This is a genomic window from Serratia sp. Sp408, from assembly GCF_057180665.1.
Window position 1 is genome coordinate 49,830 of the sequence record NZ_JBXUFT010000009.1, and the last position, 16,437, is coordinate 66,266.

A 16,437-nucleotide genomic window follows, 5' to 3' on the forward strand; every position below is an offset into this window, starting at 1 on the left:
GGCGGCAGAGCATAGCATTTAACCTGTTATAGCCCAAATGCCAATGTCGAGCGTCGCCAGGGGAAATTTCATCTGGTGGCGTTCAGCGGCGCACGGCACAATAGATGCCCAAATACACCCACAAGATGAAACTCATGTCGCTTAACATCTCAACCAAACCTCACGCCACCCCAGGCAAGGCGATGCTGGCCTCGGTGACGGGCTACGCCATGGACGGCTTCGATCTGCTTATCCTGGGCTTTATGCTGCCGGTGATCTCCAGCGAACTGGGGCTGAGCTCATCAGAAGCTGGTTCACTGGTGACCTGGACACTGATTGGTGCGGTGCTGGGCGGAGTGATCTTCGGTCATCTGAGCGACCGCTTCGGCCGGATCCGCGTTTTGACCATCACCATCCTGATGTTTTCATTGTTCACCGGCTTGTGCGCGGTCGCGGTCGGTTACTGGGATCTGCTGGCTTATCGGACGCTGGCAGGCATCGGTCTGGGCGGCGAGTTCGGCATCGGCATGGCGCTGATCGCCGAAGCCTGGCCGGCAGAAAAACGCAATCGTGCATCGGCCTACGTCGGTATGGGCTGGCAACTCGGCGTGCTGGCTGCCGCCTTTCTCACGCCGCTGCTGCTAACGCATATCGGCTGGCGCGGCATGTTCCTCGTCGGTTTGCTGCCGGCGCTGGCGTCCTTCCTGATCCGTCGAACCATGGGCGAACCAGAAGAGTTTGCCCGTAACAAAAGCGACGACACGCCGCTCTCCTTTACCCAGCGACTCAGGCTGCTGTTCAGGGATCGCGCCACCGGTCGCGCCAGCATCGGTATTTTTATTCTTTGTTCGGTGCAAAACTTCGGTTATTACGGCCTGATGATATGGATGCCGACCTATCTGGCCAAAAACTTTGGCTTCTCGTTAACCAAATCCGGTATCTGGACCGCCGTTACGGTCATCGGTATGACCTTCGGCATCTGGCTGTTCGGTGTGCTGGCCGATCGCTTCGCGCGCTGGAAGATCTTTGTGGTTTACCAAATTGGCGCGGTGGTGATGGTGGTCTGTTACGCACAGCTCAGCGATCCGCTGTTGATGCTGTTCGCCGGTGCGGTGATGGGATTGTTTGTTAACGGCATGATCGGCGGCTATGGCGCATTGATTTCAGACATCTATCCAGTACAGGTGCGCGCCACCGCACAGAACATATTGTTCAACCTGGGGCGTGGCGTCGGCGGGCTTGGGCCTTTGGTGATTGGCGCGTTGGTGACGCAGGTCTCCTTCACCGCGGCCATCACACTGCTGGCAGTCATCTATCTGTTGGATATCTACGCCACACTGTGCCTGCTGCCGAAAAAGCACGGCAATGGCGATACCCTGGGGGCAATTGGCTGATCCGCAGGCCATGCCGGCCAACGGCATGGCGCCCGCTGAGCTATGACGGGCAAAAAATTGGGGGCACTGCGTTAACAGTGCCCCCGGTTCGTTTTATAGCTATCCCGCTACGCAGTGTGCTCCCTGCTCAATCCTTGAAAACTTTTCCTTCGGCCATCCTGACCAGACAATCCTTGCCGTATTCCTTTAAACGTCAGCCTGACGAGGTTCCGTGGTCTTCCTGACCCGCCGACCATCCTGTGCCGGTTCTCAATCTCCATCCTGGAGGTGTCCCTGGTTTCATGCCTGAAACATCCTGAGCATCATCCTGACGCCATCCCTGTCACTCTTCACTGAGTGCATCCACTTCTTCATCCTGAAGCCTGCATCATCCTGACGCATCCTGCTCCAACCATCATCCATCCGGTAGGCATAAGATCGCCTAATTCCATGCGGATCACAAGGGCTTGTAAAAGCATTACGTCAAAAATTGCGCCAAGAGTTATCTTAAGAGAAAGTTAACTATTTGATACACCTGGCAATAAATCAAATTTTGCGTTAACGCGATATGAAATTAAAAGCGATCTCGCACAACTCTTGTGAGAGATCTCTCACACGGCACGGCACGATTTAACCTCAGTCGCGCAATGTTGGCCGCAATGCATCCAAAAAATTGCCCAGACTGGCCGCCAACAAGGTACGCTTATCGCTGCCAAACTGTTCAAGCACCACGTTGCCGCTGACGTTGCACAGCGACACCACGGCCATCTCGGAGTCGGTAGTGGCTAAAAACAGCGTCGGCGACAGTTTCAGGCGCTTTTGCGTCACCAAATGGCCGATCAGGTTTTCCTGCAGGCGAATAAAGTCCTCGTCGCTCCATACCTGCAAAAGACAAAGCTGGTGCTCGCCGAACTGCGCGCTCATATCGCCAGCGAATTGCCGGGTATAAAAAGCGTGGATGTCCGGTTGCAAACGCAACGCCATTGCCGTTTCGACCTTTTCCAGCGTCGCGTCGGCAGGCGTGAACGGCTGCGGCAGCCACAACACCGCGTCCTCACGGTTTTCAACGATGCATGGCGAAGCAACGCCATACAGTTCGCAGCTTGCCGGCGCATGACCGCGCTCCTGCTGCCAAAGCGCCACATAGCGCTGGGTAAATTCACGCAGGGCGTGCGTTACTTGATGATCCATATTTCCTCTCGCATACGCTAAACTGGCTGCCATTGTACCTCGCTAACTTTAAGGTGACAGCAGATGTCCTCTCATCAAGATCATCAGGCATTATCGGGCCTGACGCTCGGCAAGCCGACGGCCTATCACGACCACTATGACGCGGCGCTGCTGCAACCGGTGCCACGCAGCATGAACCGTGAACCTCTGGGCCTGTATCCGGACAACCTGCCGTTCCACGGTGCAGACATCTGGACACTGTACGAACTCTCCTGGCTGAACAACAACGGTCTGCCGCAGGTTGCCGTGGGAGAAATCAGCCTCGATGCCGCCAGCGTGAACCTGATCGAGTCCAAAAGCTTTAAGCTGTATCTTAATAGCTTCAACCAGACGCGCTTTGCCGACTGGGAAACGGTGCGCAACACCCTGCAACGCGATCTGGCCGCCTGCGCGCAAGGCGGCATCGAGGTGGCACTCTACCCGCTGGATCGGCTGGAAGGTCAGCCTATCGCTGGTTTGCGCGGCGAATGCATCGATCGGCAGAACATCACCATCGACAACTATCAGTTCAACGCCGATTATCTGCAAAATGCCGCCGGCACGCAGACGGTAGAAGAAACGCTGGTCAGCCATCTGCTGAAGTCGAATTGCCTGATCACCAATCAGCCGGATTGGGGTTCGGTGCAGATCTGCTATCGTGGCCCGCAGATCGATCGCGAAGCATTGCTGCGCTATTTAGTGTCGTTCCGCCATCATAACGAGTTCCATGAACAATGCGTTGAACGTATCTTCAATGACATCATGCGTTTTTGCCAACCGCAGCAGCTGTCGGTCTATGCACGTTATACCCGCCGTGGCGGGCTGGACATCAATCCGTGGCGCAGCAATGGGCAATTTTCACCGTCACATGGCCGTCTGGCACGCCAATAATGCGAAGCGCTGCTCAACAACTGAGCTAACGGTAGCGTTACGTTGGTAAAAATCAGGGGACAGCGGTAAGGTTAAATAAGGACCAGCGCAGCAAAGCGCCCCTTGGCGTGCAAAGTGACAGCCTTACCGCCGTGTGCGAAAAGCCCATTTACAATAATCGATGCTGTTCTGCTGCCGTATGGATTACTACCGCCCCATGTTGGGTGCAAAGGAGTTACCTTGATTACACATATCAGCCCACTTGGCTCGATGGATTTGTTGTCGCAGTTGGAAGTCGACATGCTGAAGCGCACTGCCAGCAGCGACCTGTATCGTTTGTTCCGCAACTGTTCGCTGGCGGTGCTGAACTCCGGCAGCCAGACCGACAACAGCAAACAGCTGCTGTCGCGTTATGAAACCTTTGATATCAACGTACTGCGCCGCGAACGCGGGGTAAAACTGGAGCTGGTCAACCCGCCGGAGGAGGCCTTTGTCGACGGGCGCATCATTCGCTCGCTGCAAGCCAACCTGTTCGCCGTACTGCGCGATATCCTGTTTGTTCATGGTCAGTTGGTCAACGCCGGCCGCTTCCAGCATCTGAACCTGGAGAACTCCGCACATATCACCAACCTGGTGTTTTCCATTCTGCGCAACGCGCGCACGCTGCACCTCGACGAAGATCCAAACATGGTGGTGTGCTGGGGCGGCCACTCGATCAACCCGACCGAATACCTGTATGCGCGCAAGGTCGGTAGCGAGCTGGGTCTGCGTGAACTGAATATCTGCACCGGCTGCGGGCCGGGTGCCATGGAAGCGCCAATGAAGGGTGCAGCGGTCGGACACGCCCAGCAACGCTACCGCAACAGTCGTTTCATCGGTATGACCGAACCGTCGATCATTGCCGCCGAACCGCCTAATCCGCTGGTGAACGAACTGGTCATCATGCCGGATATCGAAAAACGTCTGGAAGCCTTTGTGCGTATCGCGCACGGCATCATCATTTTCCCAGGTGGCGTCGGTACGGCAGAAGAGTTGCTGTATCTGCTGGGTATACTGATGAATCCGGAAAACAGCGACCAGGTACTGCCGCTGATCCTCACCGGGCCGAAAGAAAGCGCCGATTACTTCCGCGTACTGGACGAGTTCATCATGAATACCCTGGGCGATGAAGCACGCCGCCACTACACCATTATCATTGACGATCCGGCCGAAGTGGCGCGCCAGATGAAACTGGCAATGCCGCTGGTGAAGGAAAACCGCCGTAATACCGGTGATGCCTATAGCTTTAACTGGTCAATGCGCATCGCCCCCGATCTGCAATTGCCGTTTGAGCCGACCCATGAAAACATGGCCAATCTCAACCTGTCGCCGGAGCAGCCGCCAGAAGAACTGGCTGCCGCCCTGCGCCGTGCGTTCTCCGGCATCGTCGCCGGCAACGTAAAAGAAAATGGCATTCACGCCATCGAGCAGTTTGGTCCTTACAAACTGCACGGCGATCGGCAGATGATGAAACAGATGGACAGCCTGCTACAAGGGTTTGTCGCCCAGCATCGCATGAAGCTGCCGGGCAGCGCCTACGTGCCCTGCTACGAAATCATTGCCTGATCCCCCTCCCCTGGGCGGCGCGAGCCGCCCACTTTAATTAGTGTAAATGTCATGCCCATATCCTTGCTTATTGTCGACGCGCTAAACCTGATCCGCCGCATCCATGCGGTACAGGGATCGCCATGCGTCGATGCCTGTCGCCACGCCTTGCGCCAGTTGATTCAGCACAGCAGCCCGAGCCACGCGGTGGCGGTGTTTGATGAGGACGATCGCAGTGACAGCTGGCGGCATCAGTTATTACCGGACTATAAGGCCGGGCGCTCGCCAATGCCGGAAAACCTGCAACAGGAAATGCCACAGCTGCGTCAGGCGTTCGAAGCCCTCGGCGTAGCCTGCTGGCATTCAGCGGGTAATGAGGCTGACGATCTGGCCGCTACGCTGGCGGTAAAAGTTGCGGCCGGCGGCCATCAGGTCACCATCGTCTCTACCGACAAAGGCTATTGCCAACTGCTGTCGCCCAAGGTGCAGATCCGCGATTACTTCCAAAAACGCTGGCTGGATATGCCGTTTGTGCAGCAGGAGTTCGGCGTGTTGCCGCAGCAGTTGGCGGATTACTGGGGATTGGCGGGGATTGGCAGCAGCAAAATACCGGGCGTCGCCGGCATCGGACCTAAAACGGCGGTGCAATTGCTGCAACAGGCGGGGAGTCTGGATGGCGTCTACCAACAGCTGGCGGCCATCCCGGAAAAATGGCGCAGCAAACTGGAACAACATCGCGAGATGGCTTACGTGTGCAAGCAAATCGCCACCCTGCGCACCGATCTACAGCTTAACGGCAACCTGCAACAGCTGCGACTGCCCGAACGCTGACCGGCATCCCCCCTGAAGGCGGCGGAGGGATTAGCGCGTCATGGTGGGCTGATTGGCGGGCAGCCGACAGCGCGCCCCCCGCCAACCCGGGGATTAACGTTCGTCGCGACGACCAGGGATCGCCGACCACATACGACGCACATGCACCGTCACTTCCTCACGATCGTGATACAACTGCTTGGCATGCACTTCAGCGCTGATATCCGCTGCCGCAAGCGCTTCACGGATGCTCTGCAAATTCTGCGAAACCTCTTCGTAACGCTTTTTCATTGGCAGTTTCAGGTTGAAGATTGCTTCGCGGCACCAGCCTTTGACCAGCCACTGGATCATTAAACTGGTCACCTTGGCCGGTTTCTCCACCATGTCGCACACCAGCCAGTATACCTTGCTGCTGGTAGGCTCGAAGCGGAAGCCATCGGCACGGTGGTGGGTCACCTGACCGGTATCCATCAGGCTTGGCGCCATCGGGCCATTATCCACCGCATGCACCATCATGCTGCGCTTCACCAACTGATAGGTCCAACCGCCAGGGCAGGCGCCCAGATCGACCGCATGCATACCGCTGGCCAACCGTTCGTCCCACTCATCGGCGGGAATGAAGACGTGAAAGGCCTCTTCCAGCTTCAGCGTAGAACGGCTCGGCGCATCGGACGGGAACTTCAGCCGTGGAATGCCCATATAAAACGGCGAGTTGTTATTGCTGTAGGAATAGCCGACGTAGCAACAGCCCGGCGCAATAAAGAATACGTGCACCACCGGCCGCGTTGGGTTCTCACGCGCCATCAGCACCTTTTGTTCGCGCATCGCGGCGCGCAGCGGCACCGTCAATTTACGGCAGAACTTCATCAACTCTTTACTTTCGTTGGTATCCGCCACCTCAACCCGCAGCTCGCCACCGCGATCGACCACGCCCATCAGCATACCGACAATCGGTGAAACCCGATCTTCAGGCGGCAGATCGCGCAGCAGTTCGCCAACCACCACCAGCTGACGGGCAAAAATCAGCTCGCGGAATGGAATTTCTTTTGCCAGACGGTCAGCGTCGTCCGGTTGATAGCACTCAAACAGCACATAGCCGCTGTTTTCCTTCACCCGTGCAAAACCAAAAATCTCCAGTTGCGCGGCTTTGTCGGTAATTTCCGCCGCACACTCTTTTTCAAAGCCGGGACGGCAGTACAACGCAATCTTATTCATGGCGCTCGGCCTTTTTCCCCAGACGCAACGCGCCAATCAACATCAATGCCCAACCGATCAGGAAGCACACGCCGCCAACCGGCGTGATATACACCCAGACCTTCAGGTGCGACAGCGCCAGACAATACAGGCTGCCGCTGAACAACACGGTGCCGAGCGCCAACAGCGCTCCGCTCCAGTAAAACCACAGGCTGACGCGACGTTGCATCGCCACCGCCAGCGCCAGGATCGCCAACGTATGGAACCCCTGGTAATCAAGACCGGTACGGATCCACGCCATTTCATTGGCGCCGAGGGTACCCGTCAGTACGTGTGCGCCAAACGCCCCCAGGGCGACAAACACAAAGCCGCTGATGGCGGCGAAAATCAGCATTGAACGACTTGTCATCGTTATTTACCTTTATTAAAGAAACCAGCCGCCGTCAGGCCGCGGCCAATTTATTGTTCATAGCGAAAGCGGAACTTTTCCTGTTCGCTGGCTGCTCGCGCCAGTATCCATTGGCGAAAGGCGGCTATTTTACCCAGTTCTGCCTGGCTGTCATGACATACCAGATAAAAAGCATTTTTGCTGACCAGCACATCATTAAACGGACAGACCAGACGGCCGGCTTCAATCTCGCTTTGCGCCATCACGTTATTGACCAACGCAACGCCTTGCCCGTGCACCGCCGCCTGTACCACCATGGCGCTGTGGCTGAAGATCGGGCCTTGCTGCACATTAATGTGCTGTAAGCCCAACTGGCGGGTATAGGCCAGCCAGTCGCGGCGTGAAGTATCATGCAGGAGCGTATGATAAGCCAGATCGTCCGGTGATTTTAATGCATGATCGCCGGTCAACAGGCTGGGTGAACACACCGGCAGTAAATATTCGGCATATAAACGCTCGGCGCGCAGGCCTGGCCAGTTGCCGCGCCCATAGAAAATAGCCACATCCACATCGTCGGCCAGCTTGTCCTCTTCACGGTCCACCGCCTGAATGCGTACGTCGATGCCCGGATAAGCTGAGTTAAAGCCGGACAGGCGCGGTACCAGCCACTGAATGGCAAAACTGGGCGGCAAACTGACGGTCAGCGCCCCTTTGGCGCTGCGTGCCTGCAGCTTGCGCGTCGCCTCATTGATCGACGAGAAAATCTCCTTGATATCCAGATAGTAACTTTGCCCTTCTTCGGTCAGCAACAGCGAACGGTTGCGGCGCCGAAACAGTTTCAGGCCAAGGAAGTCCTCCAGCGACTTGATCTGGTGGCTTACCGCGGCCTGGGTCACGAACAGCTCTTCTGCCGCTTTGGTAAAACTCAGGTGCCGTGCTGCCGCATCAAACACCCGCAGCGCATTAAGAGGAGGTAAACGTTTAGACATGAATTAGCTACTTTTGTGTAACAACTTCCGAGTGACTCAGCCAGGAAAGCGGGCTGCGTTGAACGGCAGGTTTCAGGCTCGTTTCCGTGAACCAATGCCATTAGTTTTTTTAATCCGAGGCATTATAATTTGTCCGTTGAGCATGCGCCAGCAAATACCTATAGTGGCGGCACTTCCCGGGCCGGAACGAAAAGGAATTGGGTGTCGAGGACGCCGATGAACTTTTGGCTTGTGGTTGTGATGTTGTGTTTGCAAATTGTCCGGCAATCCGGACGTGGTAGCTAAGCTACTGTTTTTTCACTTCCTGTACATTTACCCTGTCTGTCCATAGTGATTTTATGCAGCACCGCAAACGTTGCGGTGCTTTTTTTTATCTGGCGTTTACCGATCGCTTTCTGCCAGTTCCTTCACTTCTGCGCGGTTAATCTGCTGTTCCACGCCGTTGGCATCTTTGTAACTGATCATCCCGGTGTCATCATCAACCTGTGGTTTTCCATCAGCAACAATGGTTCGTCCATCATTGGTATGCATCACATAATTACTGGAACAGGCTGCCAGCGTGAATGTAAGCATCAGGGCAGAGATTACTGCGGCTGTTTTCTTCATTGTGGACTCCTTGTAGATAAAAATGCTGAAAAAAACCTTTTAAATTAGTAAAGGAAAGGTTTCATATGCCACTAAACAGCATAACAAACTCACTGAAGAATGCCAGACAAGCGCGGCAATTGAACGGCATAACTTGTTACTTTCGGAAAAATAGGACAGGATCGTTGCTTGTCCCAGCCAGTGATAGCTTGTATGACGTCGTTTAACCCTTCACTTTTCCGCAGCCAGTTTCCTGCCCTTGCGCAGGCCGGCATTTATCTGGACAGCGCCGCTACCGCGTTGAAGCCGCTGCCGGTTATTGCCGCGACCCAGCAATTTTACGGCAATGACGCCGCCACCGTGCACCGCAGCCAGCATCGAGCAGCGCAGGATCTGACCACCCGCTTCGAGCAGGCGCGCCAGCAAGTGGCAGGGCTTCTCAACGCGCCGAGCGCGGATGATATCGTTTGGACGCGCGGCACGACCGAAGCGATCAATCTGGTTGCGCAAAGCTACGCCCGCCCACGTTTGCAGCCCGGTGACAACATCATCGTCAGCGAAGCCGAACACCACGCCAATCTGATCCCCTGGCTGATGGTGGCACAGCAGAGCGGTGCACAGGTGGTGAAGCTGCCGTTGGGCGCCGACTATTTGCCCGATCTGAGCAAGCTTCCCCTATTGCTGAACGAAAACACCCGTCTGCTGGCGCTGGGGCAAATGTCCAACGTCACCGGCGGCTGCCCGGATTTGTCACTGGCCATTCGCCTGGCACACGCGGCCGGGGCAAAAGTGATGATCGACGGCGCTCAGGGTATCGTGCATTGCCCGGCCGACGTTCAGGCGCTGGATATCGACTTTTATGCCTTTTCCGGCCATAAACTGTATGGCCCGACCGGCATCGGCGTGCTGTATGGTAAAAGTGAACTGTTGGCGGAAATGGCGCCATGGCAAGGCGGCGGTAAAATGCTGACCGACGTGTCGTTCGACGGTTTTACACCGCAAAAGCCCCCTCATCGCTTTGAAGCCGGCACGCCGAATATCGCCGGCGTGCTGGGGCTGTCCGCCGCGCTAAGCTGGCTGGAAAGCCAAAGCAGAGATCTGGCCGAACTCTACAGCCGAGAACTGGCGGCCAGCGCCGAACGGCGGCTGGCGCAGCTGCCGGGGTTTCGCAGTTTCCGCTGTTCGGATGCCAGCCTGCTGGCGTTTGACATCGCCAATCTGCATCACAGCGACATCGTCACCCTGCTGGCAGAACAGGGGATCGCGCTGCGCGCCGGTCAGCATTGCGCACAGCCATTAATGGCGGCGCTCGGCGTCAGTGGCACCCTGCGCGCTTCATTTGCACCGTACAATACACCACAGGACGTCGACGCGCTGGTCAACGCGCTGACCAACGCCATCGATCTGCTGGCGGATTAATCGCTTATGACATACGGAGACAGCATGCTTGCCCCTCATCCCTTTGGCCGTGACATCAGTGCGCAAACGCTGATCGACACCTTCACCGCGTTCAAGCAGTGGGAAGACCGCTATCGACAGTTGGTGTTGCTGGCAAAACAGTTACCGCCGCTGCCGCAGGACTTACGCGGTGCAGAACAGGAACTGAGCGGCTGTGAGAACCGGGTGTGGCTTGGCCATCAGTTACTGGCAGACGGCACGCTGCACTTTTATGGCGACAGCGAAGGCCGTATTGTGCGCGGCCTGCTGGCAGTGTTACTCACCGCAGTGGAAGGCAAAACGCCCGCGCAGATCCTGGCGAGCGATCCGCTGGCATTGTTCGAACAACTTGGGCTGCGCGCCCAGCTCAGCGCAACCCGCGCCAGCGGCCTGGCTGCACTGGCCACCGCTGTCAAAGAGATTGCCGCGCGTTATGCCTGACGCGCAGCCTTGGCCAGCATTTTCTTCAGGGCGTGAGATACCGCCACAAAGCCAAAGGTAGCGGTGACCATGGTCGCCGCACCGAAACCGGCGCTGCAATCCATGCGCTTGGGTCCCTCAGCGGTACTGCGCGAGGCGCACACCGTGCCATCCGGCTGCGGATAAACCAGCGGTTCACTGGAAAATACGCAGTCGATCCCCAGCTTACCCTTGCTGTTTTTCACCACCTTGAAGTCGTTCTTCAGGCGTTCACGCAGCTTGGCCGCCAGCGGATCCTGAATGGTCTTCGCCAGATCGGCCACCGCGATCTGCGTCGGATCGATCTGCCCACCCGCGCCGCCGGTGGTCACCACCGGGATCTTGTAGCGCCGGCAATAGGCCAGCAACGCCGCTTTGGGTCGCACGCTGTCGATAGCGTCAATAACATAGCTGAAATTGTTCGTCAGCAGTTCAGCCACATTGTCCGGCGTAATAAAGTCATCGATGCAGGTCACCCGGCATTCTGGGTTGATCGCCAGAATACGTTCCGCCATCACCTCGGTTTTTGATTGGCCGACGTGCTGTTTCAGCGCATGGATCTGGCGGTTGGTATTGGTCACGCACACATCATCCATATCGATCAGGGTAATGGCGCCAATCCCGGTGCGCGCCAGCGCTTCCGCCGCCCACGATCCCACACCGCCGATGCCAATCACGCAGACGTGCGCCTGGGCAAACAACGCCAGCGCCTGCTGGCCATACAAACGCGCCGTACCGCCAAAACGTTGCAGATAGGCTTCTGAATAAGGTGTGGTGCTCATAACGCTTTATTTACCTTGGGCCGCTCGCCGGGCTAACGGCGAAGGCTGTTGATTATGCAAATGACAAGGGCCGGAAAATCCGGCCCTTGCGGGTCTGGAACGCGCTGCGTCGCGCTTTAACGGGTTACCAGCAGCGAGCCGCTCTGATTGGCTTTTGGCTGGTAGGCGCTGAACAACGGCGCGCTGTTATTGCCGCCCTTCAACACCCAAACGCGACCATAGTGGTTGTAGTAGCCCGCCGAATGGCCGGCTTCCGGGCCGATCCCCTGGTACATGTCAAAGTGCTGACCTTTGATGGCACCGCCAACGTCCAACGCCACCATCAGGCGCATCTCGTATTTTCCCGTGAATTTACCCTTGTTGTCCAGTAAAGGCACTTCCGCCAGCAGCGTGGTGCCGGCAGGAATTAACGAACGGTCGGAGGCCACCGAGGCTTTGGCGATCAGCGGCACCGCGCTGGCGCCCTTCACCGGCGCGAAGGACTCAGGGCGGAAGAATACGAACGACGGGTTCTGTTCCAGCAGTTCGCGCACTTCCGCTTCGCTATGGCTGTCAGCCCATTGGCGGATCGCCTGCATCGACATGTCCGGCTTGGCCACTTCGCCACGGTCGATCAGCACCTTGCCGATGCTGCGGTAAGCGTGGCCGTTCTTGCCGCCATAGCCAAAGAACACCAGGGGCTGGCCGTTACCGAAGTCGACATAACCGCTGCCCTGCACTTCCATCATAAAGTTGTCCATCAGGGAGTTGGTATAGGCAATGATATAGCGGTCATCAAGCGCGCCACTGTAGATACCGGCGCGATCCGGCAGGCGGCCGCGGCCTTTTGGCGGCATACGATAAAGCGGGTAGCGGAACTCGCCCTGTTGGGTGTAGCGCGCCTGCAATACCGGGGTATAGTAGCCGGTAAACTGAACGTTGCCGTAGTTGTCTACCCCTTCCATCTGGTAGGCATTCAAACCGAACTGGCTCAGCTGGCGCGTATCGGCACCGGAGGCCATCCAGCTCTGCACCGCCTGATAGGTACTGTTGTTGCGATTGAATAATGACGGCGACGCGTACTGAATTTCCATCAATTGATCTGAATAATCTTTGGCATTGACCGGTACGCCGCGGGCATTGGGCTGATTAACCAACTCCAGCGATTGCTCCAGCCGCCCATCCTTATATTGCTGACCGCGATCGGTCGGCTTTGACGAACAGCCTGCCAGCACCGCTACTACCGTCACCACTAACCCGCCCAGCAGGTATTTGCCCCAACGTCCTTTCATCGCGCACTCTCTTAGACAGATATAATTTGTCCCAACATATCTCGAAAGATAAGGGATATGACGGCAAAACGATAACAAACGGCCATGGATAAAGGAATCGCCTGCCAACAAAAAAATCGCCACCGGCAGGTTGCTAAAAAATCGGCAGATTGCGGGTAAAATCAGCAATAAAATGGCTTTCATTCAATTATCTGCAAAAAGGGGTTGCATCATAAATCATGGAGAGTATAGTGCGCTTCCATCGGACGCGGGGTGGAGCAGCCTGGTAGCTCGTCGGGCTCATAACCCGAAGGTCGTCGGTTCAAATCCGGCCCCCGCAACCAACCGATACCGTACCAGCGGTATCAGATAACAGGGTTGGCTTCGATAAGGCAGTAGACGGACGCGGGGTGGAGCAGCCTGGTAGCTCGTCGGGCTCATAACCCGAAGGTCGTCGGTTCAAATCCGGCCCCCGCAACCAACTGATATCATACCGTGATATCCATGCCAGACAGTAATGCATCAAGACGGACGCGGGGTGGAGCAGCCTGGTAGCTCGTCGGGCTCATAACCCGAAGGTCGTCGGTTCAAATCCGGCCCCCGCAACCAATTTGATGACCATAATCAAGCACCTTAACGGGTGTTTTTTTATGTCTGGAATTCCCCTCCCCAGGCGTTAATCACGCCGGACCACGCAGCCCGGCGCGCGCACTCAACGCCTGGCCAGCGCACCACCGTTGGCAAAGTAAGCCTTGATACCCGCCAGAATCGACTCGGCCACCTGCTGTTGAAAACGGCTGGTTCGCAACTTGCGTTCTTCTTCAACGTTGCTGATAAAAGCCGTCTCGACCAGAATCGACGGGATGTCAGGCGCCTTTAATACCGCAAAACCGGCCTGATCGACTCGGTTCTTGTGCAGCCGGTTGATTTTCCCCATGCGGTTCAGCACTTCTTTGCCAAACTTCAGGCTGTCGTTAATGGTCGCGGTTTGCAGCAAATCGAACATGGTGTGGTCGAGATAGCGGTCGCCGCTTTTGCTGACGCCGCCAATTTGATCTGATTCGTTCTGCGTCTGCGCCAGAAACTTCGCTGCGGCGCTGGTCGCCCCTTTGGTCGACAACGCAAACACCGAGGAGCCGCGGGCGGCCCGGCTGGTAAACGCATCGGCATGAATGGAAACGAACAGATCGGCGCGTTGCTTGCGTGCTTTGGCCACCCTCACCTTCAGCGGGATAAACACGTCTTCATTACGCGTCATAAACACTTTCATGTTGGGTTCACGCTTGATCATGGTGCTTAAACGGCGGGCAATTTGCAGCACGATGTCTTTCTCGCGCGTTTTGTATTTGCCGATAGCGCCGGGATCCTCACCGCCGTGGCCCGGATCGAGCATAATGACAATTGGCCGATCGCGCCCGGCCTTGCCGGCCTGCGGCGCCTGAGTTGGTGCCGGCAACGTCCGTTCCAAATCCCCTTTATTGTAATCTTCCAGCAATGCCAATAGCGGATCATACTCTTCGCCGGACGACGATTTGGACGGATACAAGTCCAGCACCAGTCGGTTACGGTATTCCGCCACCGGCGACAGGGTAAACATGTGCGGGCTGACGCTTCGCTTTAATTCCAGCACCAGGCGCACGGTATTCTTGTCAAACTGGCCGACGCGTGCCTGTTTCAGATAAGGATCGGCAGTCTGTACCTGGCCGGCGATGCCCTTGAGGATACTATTGAGATGCACGCCTTCGATATCCACCACGATACGATCGGGGTTGGTCAAGGCAAACTGCTTGTACTTCAGTTCCTCGTTGGATTCGAGCGTCACGCGGGTATAGGTAGAGGAAGGCCAGACGCGCACCGCAATCACGTGCGACGAGGCGGCAAAACCGACGCGGCTCACGCTCAGCAACCAGGTTGCGGCAACCCCCTGCAACAGACGACGGCGACCCAGATTGTGATTAGCGTTTGACATGCGGCTCCAGCAAAAAAATCAGCTTAAAAAAGCACCATAAAGTGAGAATGGCAAAAACTTTAACGAATCCATCCAGCGCTGTCACCAGAAAATCCTTTTATGTTTTGTCAATTTATTAACGATTTAGCGGTGTTAGCGCCAAAAAACCAATAAATTCCCACTTGCCATCAGCGCAAAAAAAGAATAAAAATACAAAAATACCGTATAAATATGCAAAAAGAGGTTTGACCGTGAAGGAACGTAGTACAGAGCTGGTTCAAGGATTCCGTCACTCAGTCCCTTATATCAATGCTCACCGCGGCAAGACTTTTGTGGTCATGCTGGGGGGAGAAGCCATTGAGCATGAGAATTTCTCCAACATCGTCAACGATATCGGCCTATTGCATAGTCTGGGCATCCGGCTGGTGGTGGTCTACGGCGCGCGGCCGCAGATTGACGGCAACCTGGCGTTGCATAACCTGGAGCCAATTTATCATAAGCATACTCGCGTCACCGATGCGCCGACGCTGGAGCTGGTCAAACAGGCCGCCGGTTTGTTGCAACTGGACATCACTGCCCGGCTGTCGATGAGTCTGAACAACACGCCGCTGCAAGGCGCGCATATCAACGTGGTCAGCGGTAACTTTATCATTGCTCAACCGCTTGGCATCGATGACGGCGTGGATTATTGCCACAGCGGCCGCATTCGCCGCATTGACGAAGAGGCGATCCATCGCCAGCTCGACAGCAACGCCATCGTGCTGATCGGCCCGGTTGCCGTTTCCGTTACCGGTGAAAGCTTTAATCTAACGTCGGAAGAGGTTGCCACCCAGTTGGCGATCAAGCTCAAGGCGGAAAAAATGATTGGCTTCTGCTCGTCCCAAGGGGTTAACGACGAGGAAGGCAATATCATTTCCGAACTGTTCCCCAATGACGCACAAAAGCGTATTGAGGAGCTGGAACAGAGCGGTGATTACCATTCGGGCACCGTACGTTTCCTGCGCGGCGCGGTGAAAGCCTGCCGCAGCGGCGTACGGCGCAGCCACCTGATCAGCTATCAGGAAGACGGCGCGTTAGTGCAAGAGCTGTTCTCACGTGATGGTATCGGTACACAGATCGTGATGGAAAGCGCCGAACAGGTGCGGCGCGCCACCATCAACGATATTGGCGGTATTCTCGAGCTGATTCGCCCGCTGGAACAGCAAGGCATTCTGGTACGCCGCTCGCGTGAGCAACTGGAAATGGAAATCGACAAGTTCACCATCATCGAACGCGATAACCTGACCATCGCCTGTGCCGCGCTATACCCATTCCCGGATGAGAAAATCGGTGAAATGGCCTGCGTGGCTGTGCATCCGGACTACCGCAGTTCATCGCGCGGCGAAATGCTGCTGCAAAGAGTGGAAACGCAGGCGCGCCAGATGGGGCTGAAAAAACTGTTCGTACTGACCACGCGCAGCATTCACTGGTTCCAGGAGCGGGGTTTCACTCCGGCGGACGTCGAGGTGCTGCCAATGCAGAAACAGGCGCTGTATAACTACCAGCGCCGTTCGAAGATCCTACTGGCCGACCTATAGCCC

General features: G+C 56.3%; 15 protein-coding genes and 3 tRNA genes. 10 read left to right on the forward strand and 8 right to left on the reverse strand.

What is annotated here, in order from left to right; all coding sequences use genetic code 11:
* Positions 1–134 precede the first annotated feature (134 nt).
* Positions 135–1,373, forward strand: coding sequence for an MFS transporter (locus AC2AXP_RS20335; protein WP_039991808.1), 1,239 nt, complete (start codon positions 135–137; stop codon positions 1,371–1,373).
* 615 nt (positions 1,374–1,988) lie between these two features.
* On the opposite strand, the gene syd is transcribed toward AC2AXP_RS20335, so the two are convergent.
* Positions 1,989–2,543, reverse strand: coding sequence for a SecY-interacting protein (syd, locus tag AC2AXP_RS20340; RefSeq protein WP_039991806.1), 555 nt, complete (start codon positions 2,541–2,543; stop codon positions 1,989–1,991).
* A gap of 63 nt (positions 2,544–2,606) precedes the next feature.
* Here syd and queF point away from each other — a divergent pair, with 63 nt between their 5' ends.
* The 3 genes from queF to xni all read left to right on the forward strand — a co-directional run bounded on the left by queF (position 2,607) and on the right by xni (position 5,846).
* On the forward strand, positions 2,607–3,452 hold the full coding sequence (queF, locus tag AC2AXP_RS20345; protein ID WP_004959189.1) for an NADPH-dependent 7-cyano-7-deazaguanine reductase QueF: 846 nt from the start codon (positions 2,607–2,609) through the stop codon (positions 3,450–3,452).
* Between the two features lie 219 nt (positions 3,453–3,671).
* Entirely contained in the window at positions 3,672–5,036 is a 1,365-nt protein-coding gene (ppnN, locus tag AC2AXP_RS20350; RefSeq protein WP_039991805.1) for a nucleotide 5'-monophosphate nucleosidase PpnN, read from the forward strand.
* Between the two features lie 51 nt (positions 5,037–5,087).
* Positions 5,088–5,846, forward strand: coding sequence for a flap endonuclease Xni (xni, locus tag AC2AXP_RS20355; protein WP_004959185.1), 759 nt, complete (start codon positions 5,088–5,090; stop codon positions 5,844–5,846).
* A gap of 93 nt (positions 5,847–5,939) precedes the next feature.
* On the opposite strand, the gene rlmM is transcribed toward xni, so the two are convergent.
* The 4 genes from rlmM to AC2AXP_RS20375 form a co-directional block, all read right to left on the reverse strand.
* Positions 5,940–7,040 (reverse strand): 23S rRNA (cytidine(2498)-2'-O)-methyltransferase RlmM, encoded by a 1,101-nt coding sequence (gene rlmM, locus AC2AXP_RS20360; RefSeq protein WP_004959184.1) that lies wholly within the window; start codon positions 7,038–7,040, stop codon positions 5,940–5,942.
* Entirely contained in the window at positions 7,033–7,428 is a 396-nt protein-coding gene (locus AC2AXP_RS20365) for a DUF423 domain-containing protein (RefSeq protein WP_088499772.1), read from the reverse strand. The genes rlmM and AC2AXP_RS20365 overlap by 8 nt, the downstream gene beginning before the upstream one ends.
* Positions 7,429–7,478: 50 nt before the next feature.
* Positions 7,479–8,396, reverse strand: coding sequence for a transcriptional regulator GcvA (locus tag AC2AXP_RS20370; RefSeq protein WP_004959182.1), 918 nt, complete (start codon positions 8,394–8,396; stop codon positions 7,479–7,481).
* 381 nt (positions 8,397–8,777) lie between these two features.
* On the reverse strand, positions 8,778–9,002 hold the full coding sequence (locus AC2AXP_RS20375; RefSeq protein WP_004959181.1) for a YgdI/YgdR family lipoprotein: 225 nt from the start codon (positions 9,000–9,002) through the stop codon (positions 8,778–8,780).
* Between the two features lie 192 nt (positions 9,003–9,194).
* On the opposite strand from AC2AXP_RS20375, the gene csdA reads away from it, so the two are divergent.
* Positions 9,195–10,400 carry a cysteine desulfurase CsdA gene (gene csdA, locus AC2AXP_RS20380; protein WP_430299847.1) on the forward strand — a complete coding sequence of 402 codons (1,206 nt, stop codon included), beginning with the start codon at positions 9,195–9,197 and terminating at the stop codon, positions 10,398–10,400.
* 24 nt (positions 10,401–10,424) lie between these two features.
* A complete protein-coding gene (gene csdE, locus AC2AXP_RS20385) occupies positions 10,425–10,859 on the forward strand; it encodes a cysteine desulfurase sulfur acceptor subunit CsdE (protein ID WP_039991804.1) in 435 nt (144 codons plus the stop codon).
* Here the strand turns inward: csdE and tcdA are convergent.
* Together tcdA and mltA are read right to left on the reverse strand one after the other, a co-directional pair.
* Positions 10,850–11,659 (reverse strand): tRNA cyclic N6-threonylcarbamoyladenosine(37) synthase TcdA, encoded by an 810-nt coding sequence (tcdA, locus tag AC2AXP_RS20390; RefSeq protein ID WP_004959178.1) that lies wholly within the window; start codon positions 11,657–11,659, stop codon positions 10,850–10,852. The two genes, csdE and tcdA, sit on opposite strands and share 10 nt — an antisense overlap.
* A 116-nt stretch (positions 11,660–11,775) precedes the next feature.
* A complete protein-coding gene (gene mltA, locus AC2AXP_RS20395; protein ID WP_004959177.1) occupies positions 11,776–12,930 on the reverse strand; it encodes a murein transglycosylase A in 1,155 nt (384 codons plus the stop codon).
* Positions 12,931–13,176: 246 nt separating this feature from the next.
* Between mltA and AC2AXP_RS20400 the strand changes: the two genes are divergently transcribed.
* From AC2AXP_RS20400 to AC2AXP_RS20410, 3 genes are all read left to right on the forward strand, one after another.
* Positions 13,177–13,253 (forward strand) — tRNA-Met (locus tag AC2AXP_RS20400).
* Between the two features lie 60 nt (positions 13,254–13,313).
* A tRNA-Met gene (locus AC2AXP_RS20405) sits at positions 13,314–13,390 on the forward strand.
* A 51-nt stretch (positions 13,391–13,441) separates the two neighbouring features.
* Positions 13,442–13,518 (forward strand) — tRNA-Met (locus tag AC2AXP_RS20410).
* Positions 13,519–13,621: 103 nt separating this feature from the next.
* On the opposite strand, the gene amiC is transcribed toward AC2AXP_RS20410, so the two are convergent.
* Entirely contained in the window at positions 13,622–14,878 is a 1,257-nt protein-coding gene (gene amiC / locus AC2AXP_RS20415; RefSeq protein ID WP_004959176.1) for an N-acetylmuramoyl-L-alanine amidase AmiC, read from the reverse strand.
* A 230-nt stretch (positions 14,879–15,108) separates the two neighbouring features.
* On the opposite strand from amiC, the gene argA reads away from it, so the two are divergent.
* Entirely contained in the window at positions 15,109–16,434 is a 1,326-nt protein-coding gene (gene argA / locus AC2AXP_RS20420; protein ID WP_039992588.1) for an amino-acid N-acetyltransferase, read from the forward strand.
* Positions 16,435–16,437 lie beyond the last annotated feature (3 nt).

Coding starts and splice junctions, on each gene's coding strand:
- AC2AXP_RS20335 (WP_039991808.1), top strand. CDS start 135: ATGTCGCTTAACATCTCAACCAAACCTCACGCCACCCCAGGCAAGGCG.
- syd (WP_039991806.1), bottom strand. CDS start 2,543: ATGGATCATCAAGTAACGCACGCCCTGCGTGAATTTACCCAGCGCTAT.
- queF (WP_004959189.1), top strand. CDS start 2,607: ATGTCCTCTCATCAAGATCATCAGGCATTATCGGGCCTGACGCTCGGC.
- xni (WP_004959185.1), top strand. CDS start 5,088: ATGCCCATATCCTTGCTTATTGTCGACGCGCTAAACCTGATCCGCCGC.
- rlmM (WP_004959184.1), bottom strand. CDS start 7,040: ATGAATAAGATTGCGTTGTACTGCCGTCCCGGCTTTGAAAAAGAGTGT.
- AC2AXP_RS20365 (WP_088499772.1), bottom strand. CDS start 7,428: ATGACAAGTCGTTCAATGCTGATTTTCGCCGCCATCAGCGGCTTTGTG.
- AC2AXP_RS20370 (WP_004959182.1), bottom strand. CDS start 8,396: ATGTCTAAACGTTTACCTCCTCTTAATGCGCTGCGGGTGTTTGATGCG.
- AC2AXP_RS20375 (WP_004959181.1), bottom strand. CDS start 9,002: ATGAAGAAAACAGCCGCAGTAATCTCTGCCCTGATGCTTACATTCACG.
- csdA (WP_430299847.1), top strand. CDS start 9,195: ATGACGTCGTTTAACCCTTCACTTTTCCGCAGCCAGTTTCCTGCCCTT.
- csdE (WP_039991804.1), top strand. CDS start 10,425: ATGCTTGCCCCTCATCCCTTTGGCCGTGACATCAGTGCGCAAACGCTG.
- tcdA (WP_004959178.1), bottom strand. CDS start 11,659: ATGAGCACCACACCTTATTCAGAAGCCTATCTGCAACGTTTTGGCGGT.
- mltA (WP_004959177.1), bottom strand. CDS start 12,930: ATGAAAGGACGTTGGGGCAAATACCTGCTGGGCGGGTTAGTGGTGACG.
- amiC (WP_004959176.1), bottom strand. CDS start 14,878: ATGTCAAACGCTAATCACAATCTGGGTCGCCGTCGTCTGTTGCAGGGG.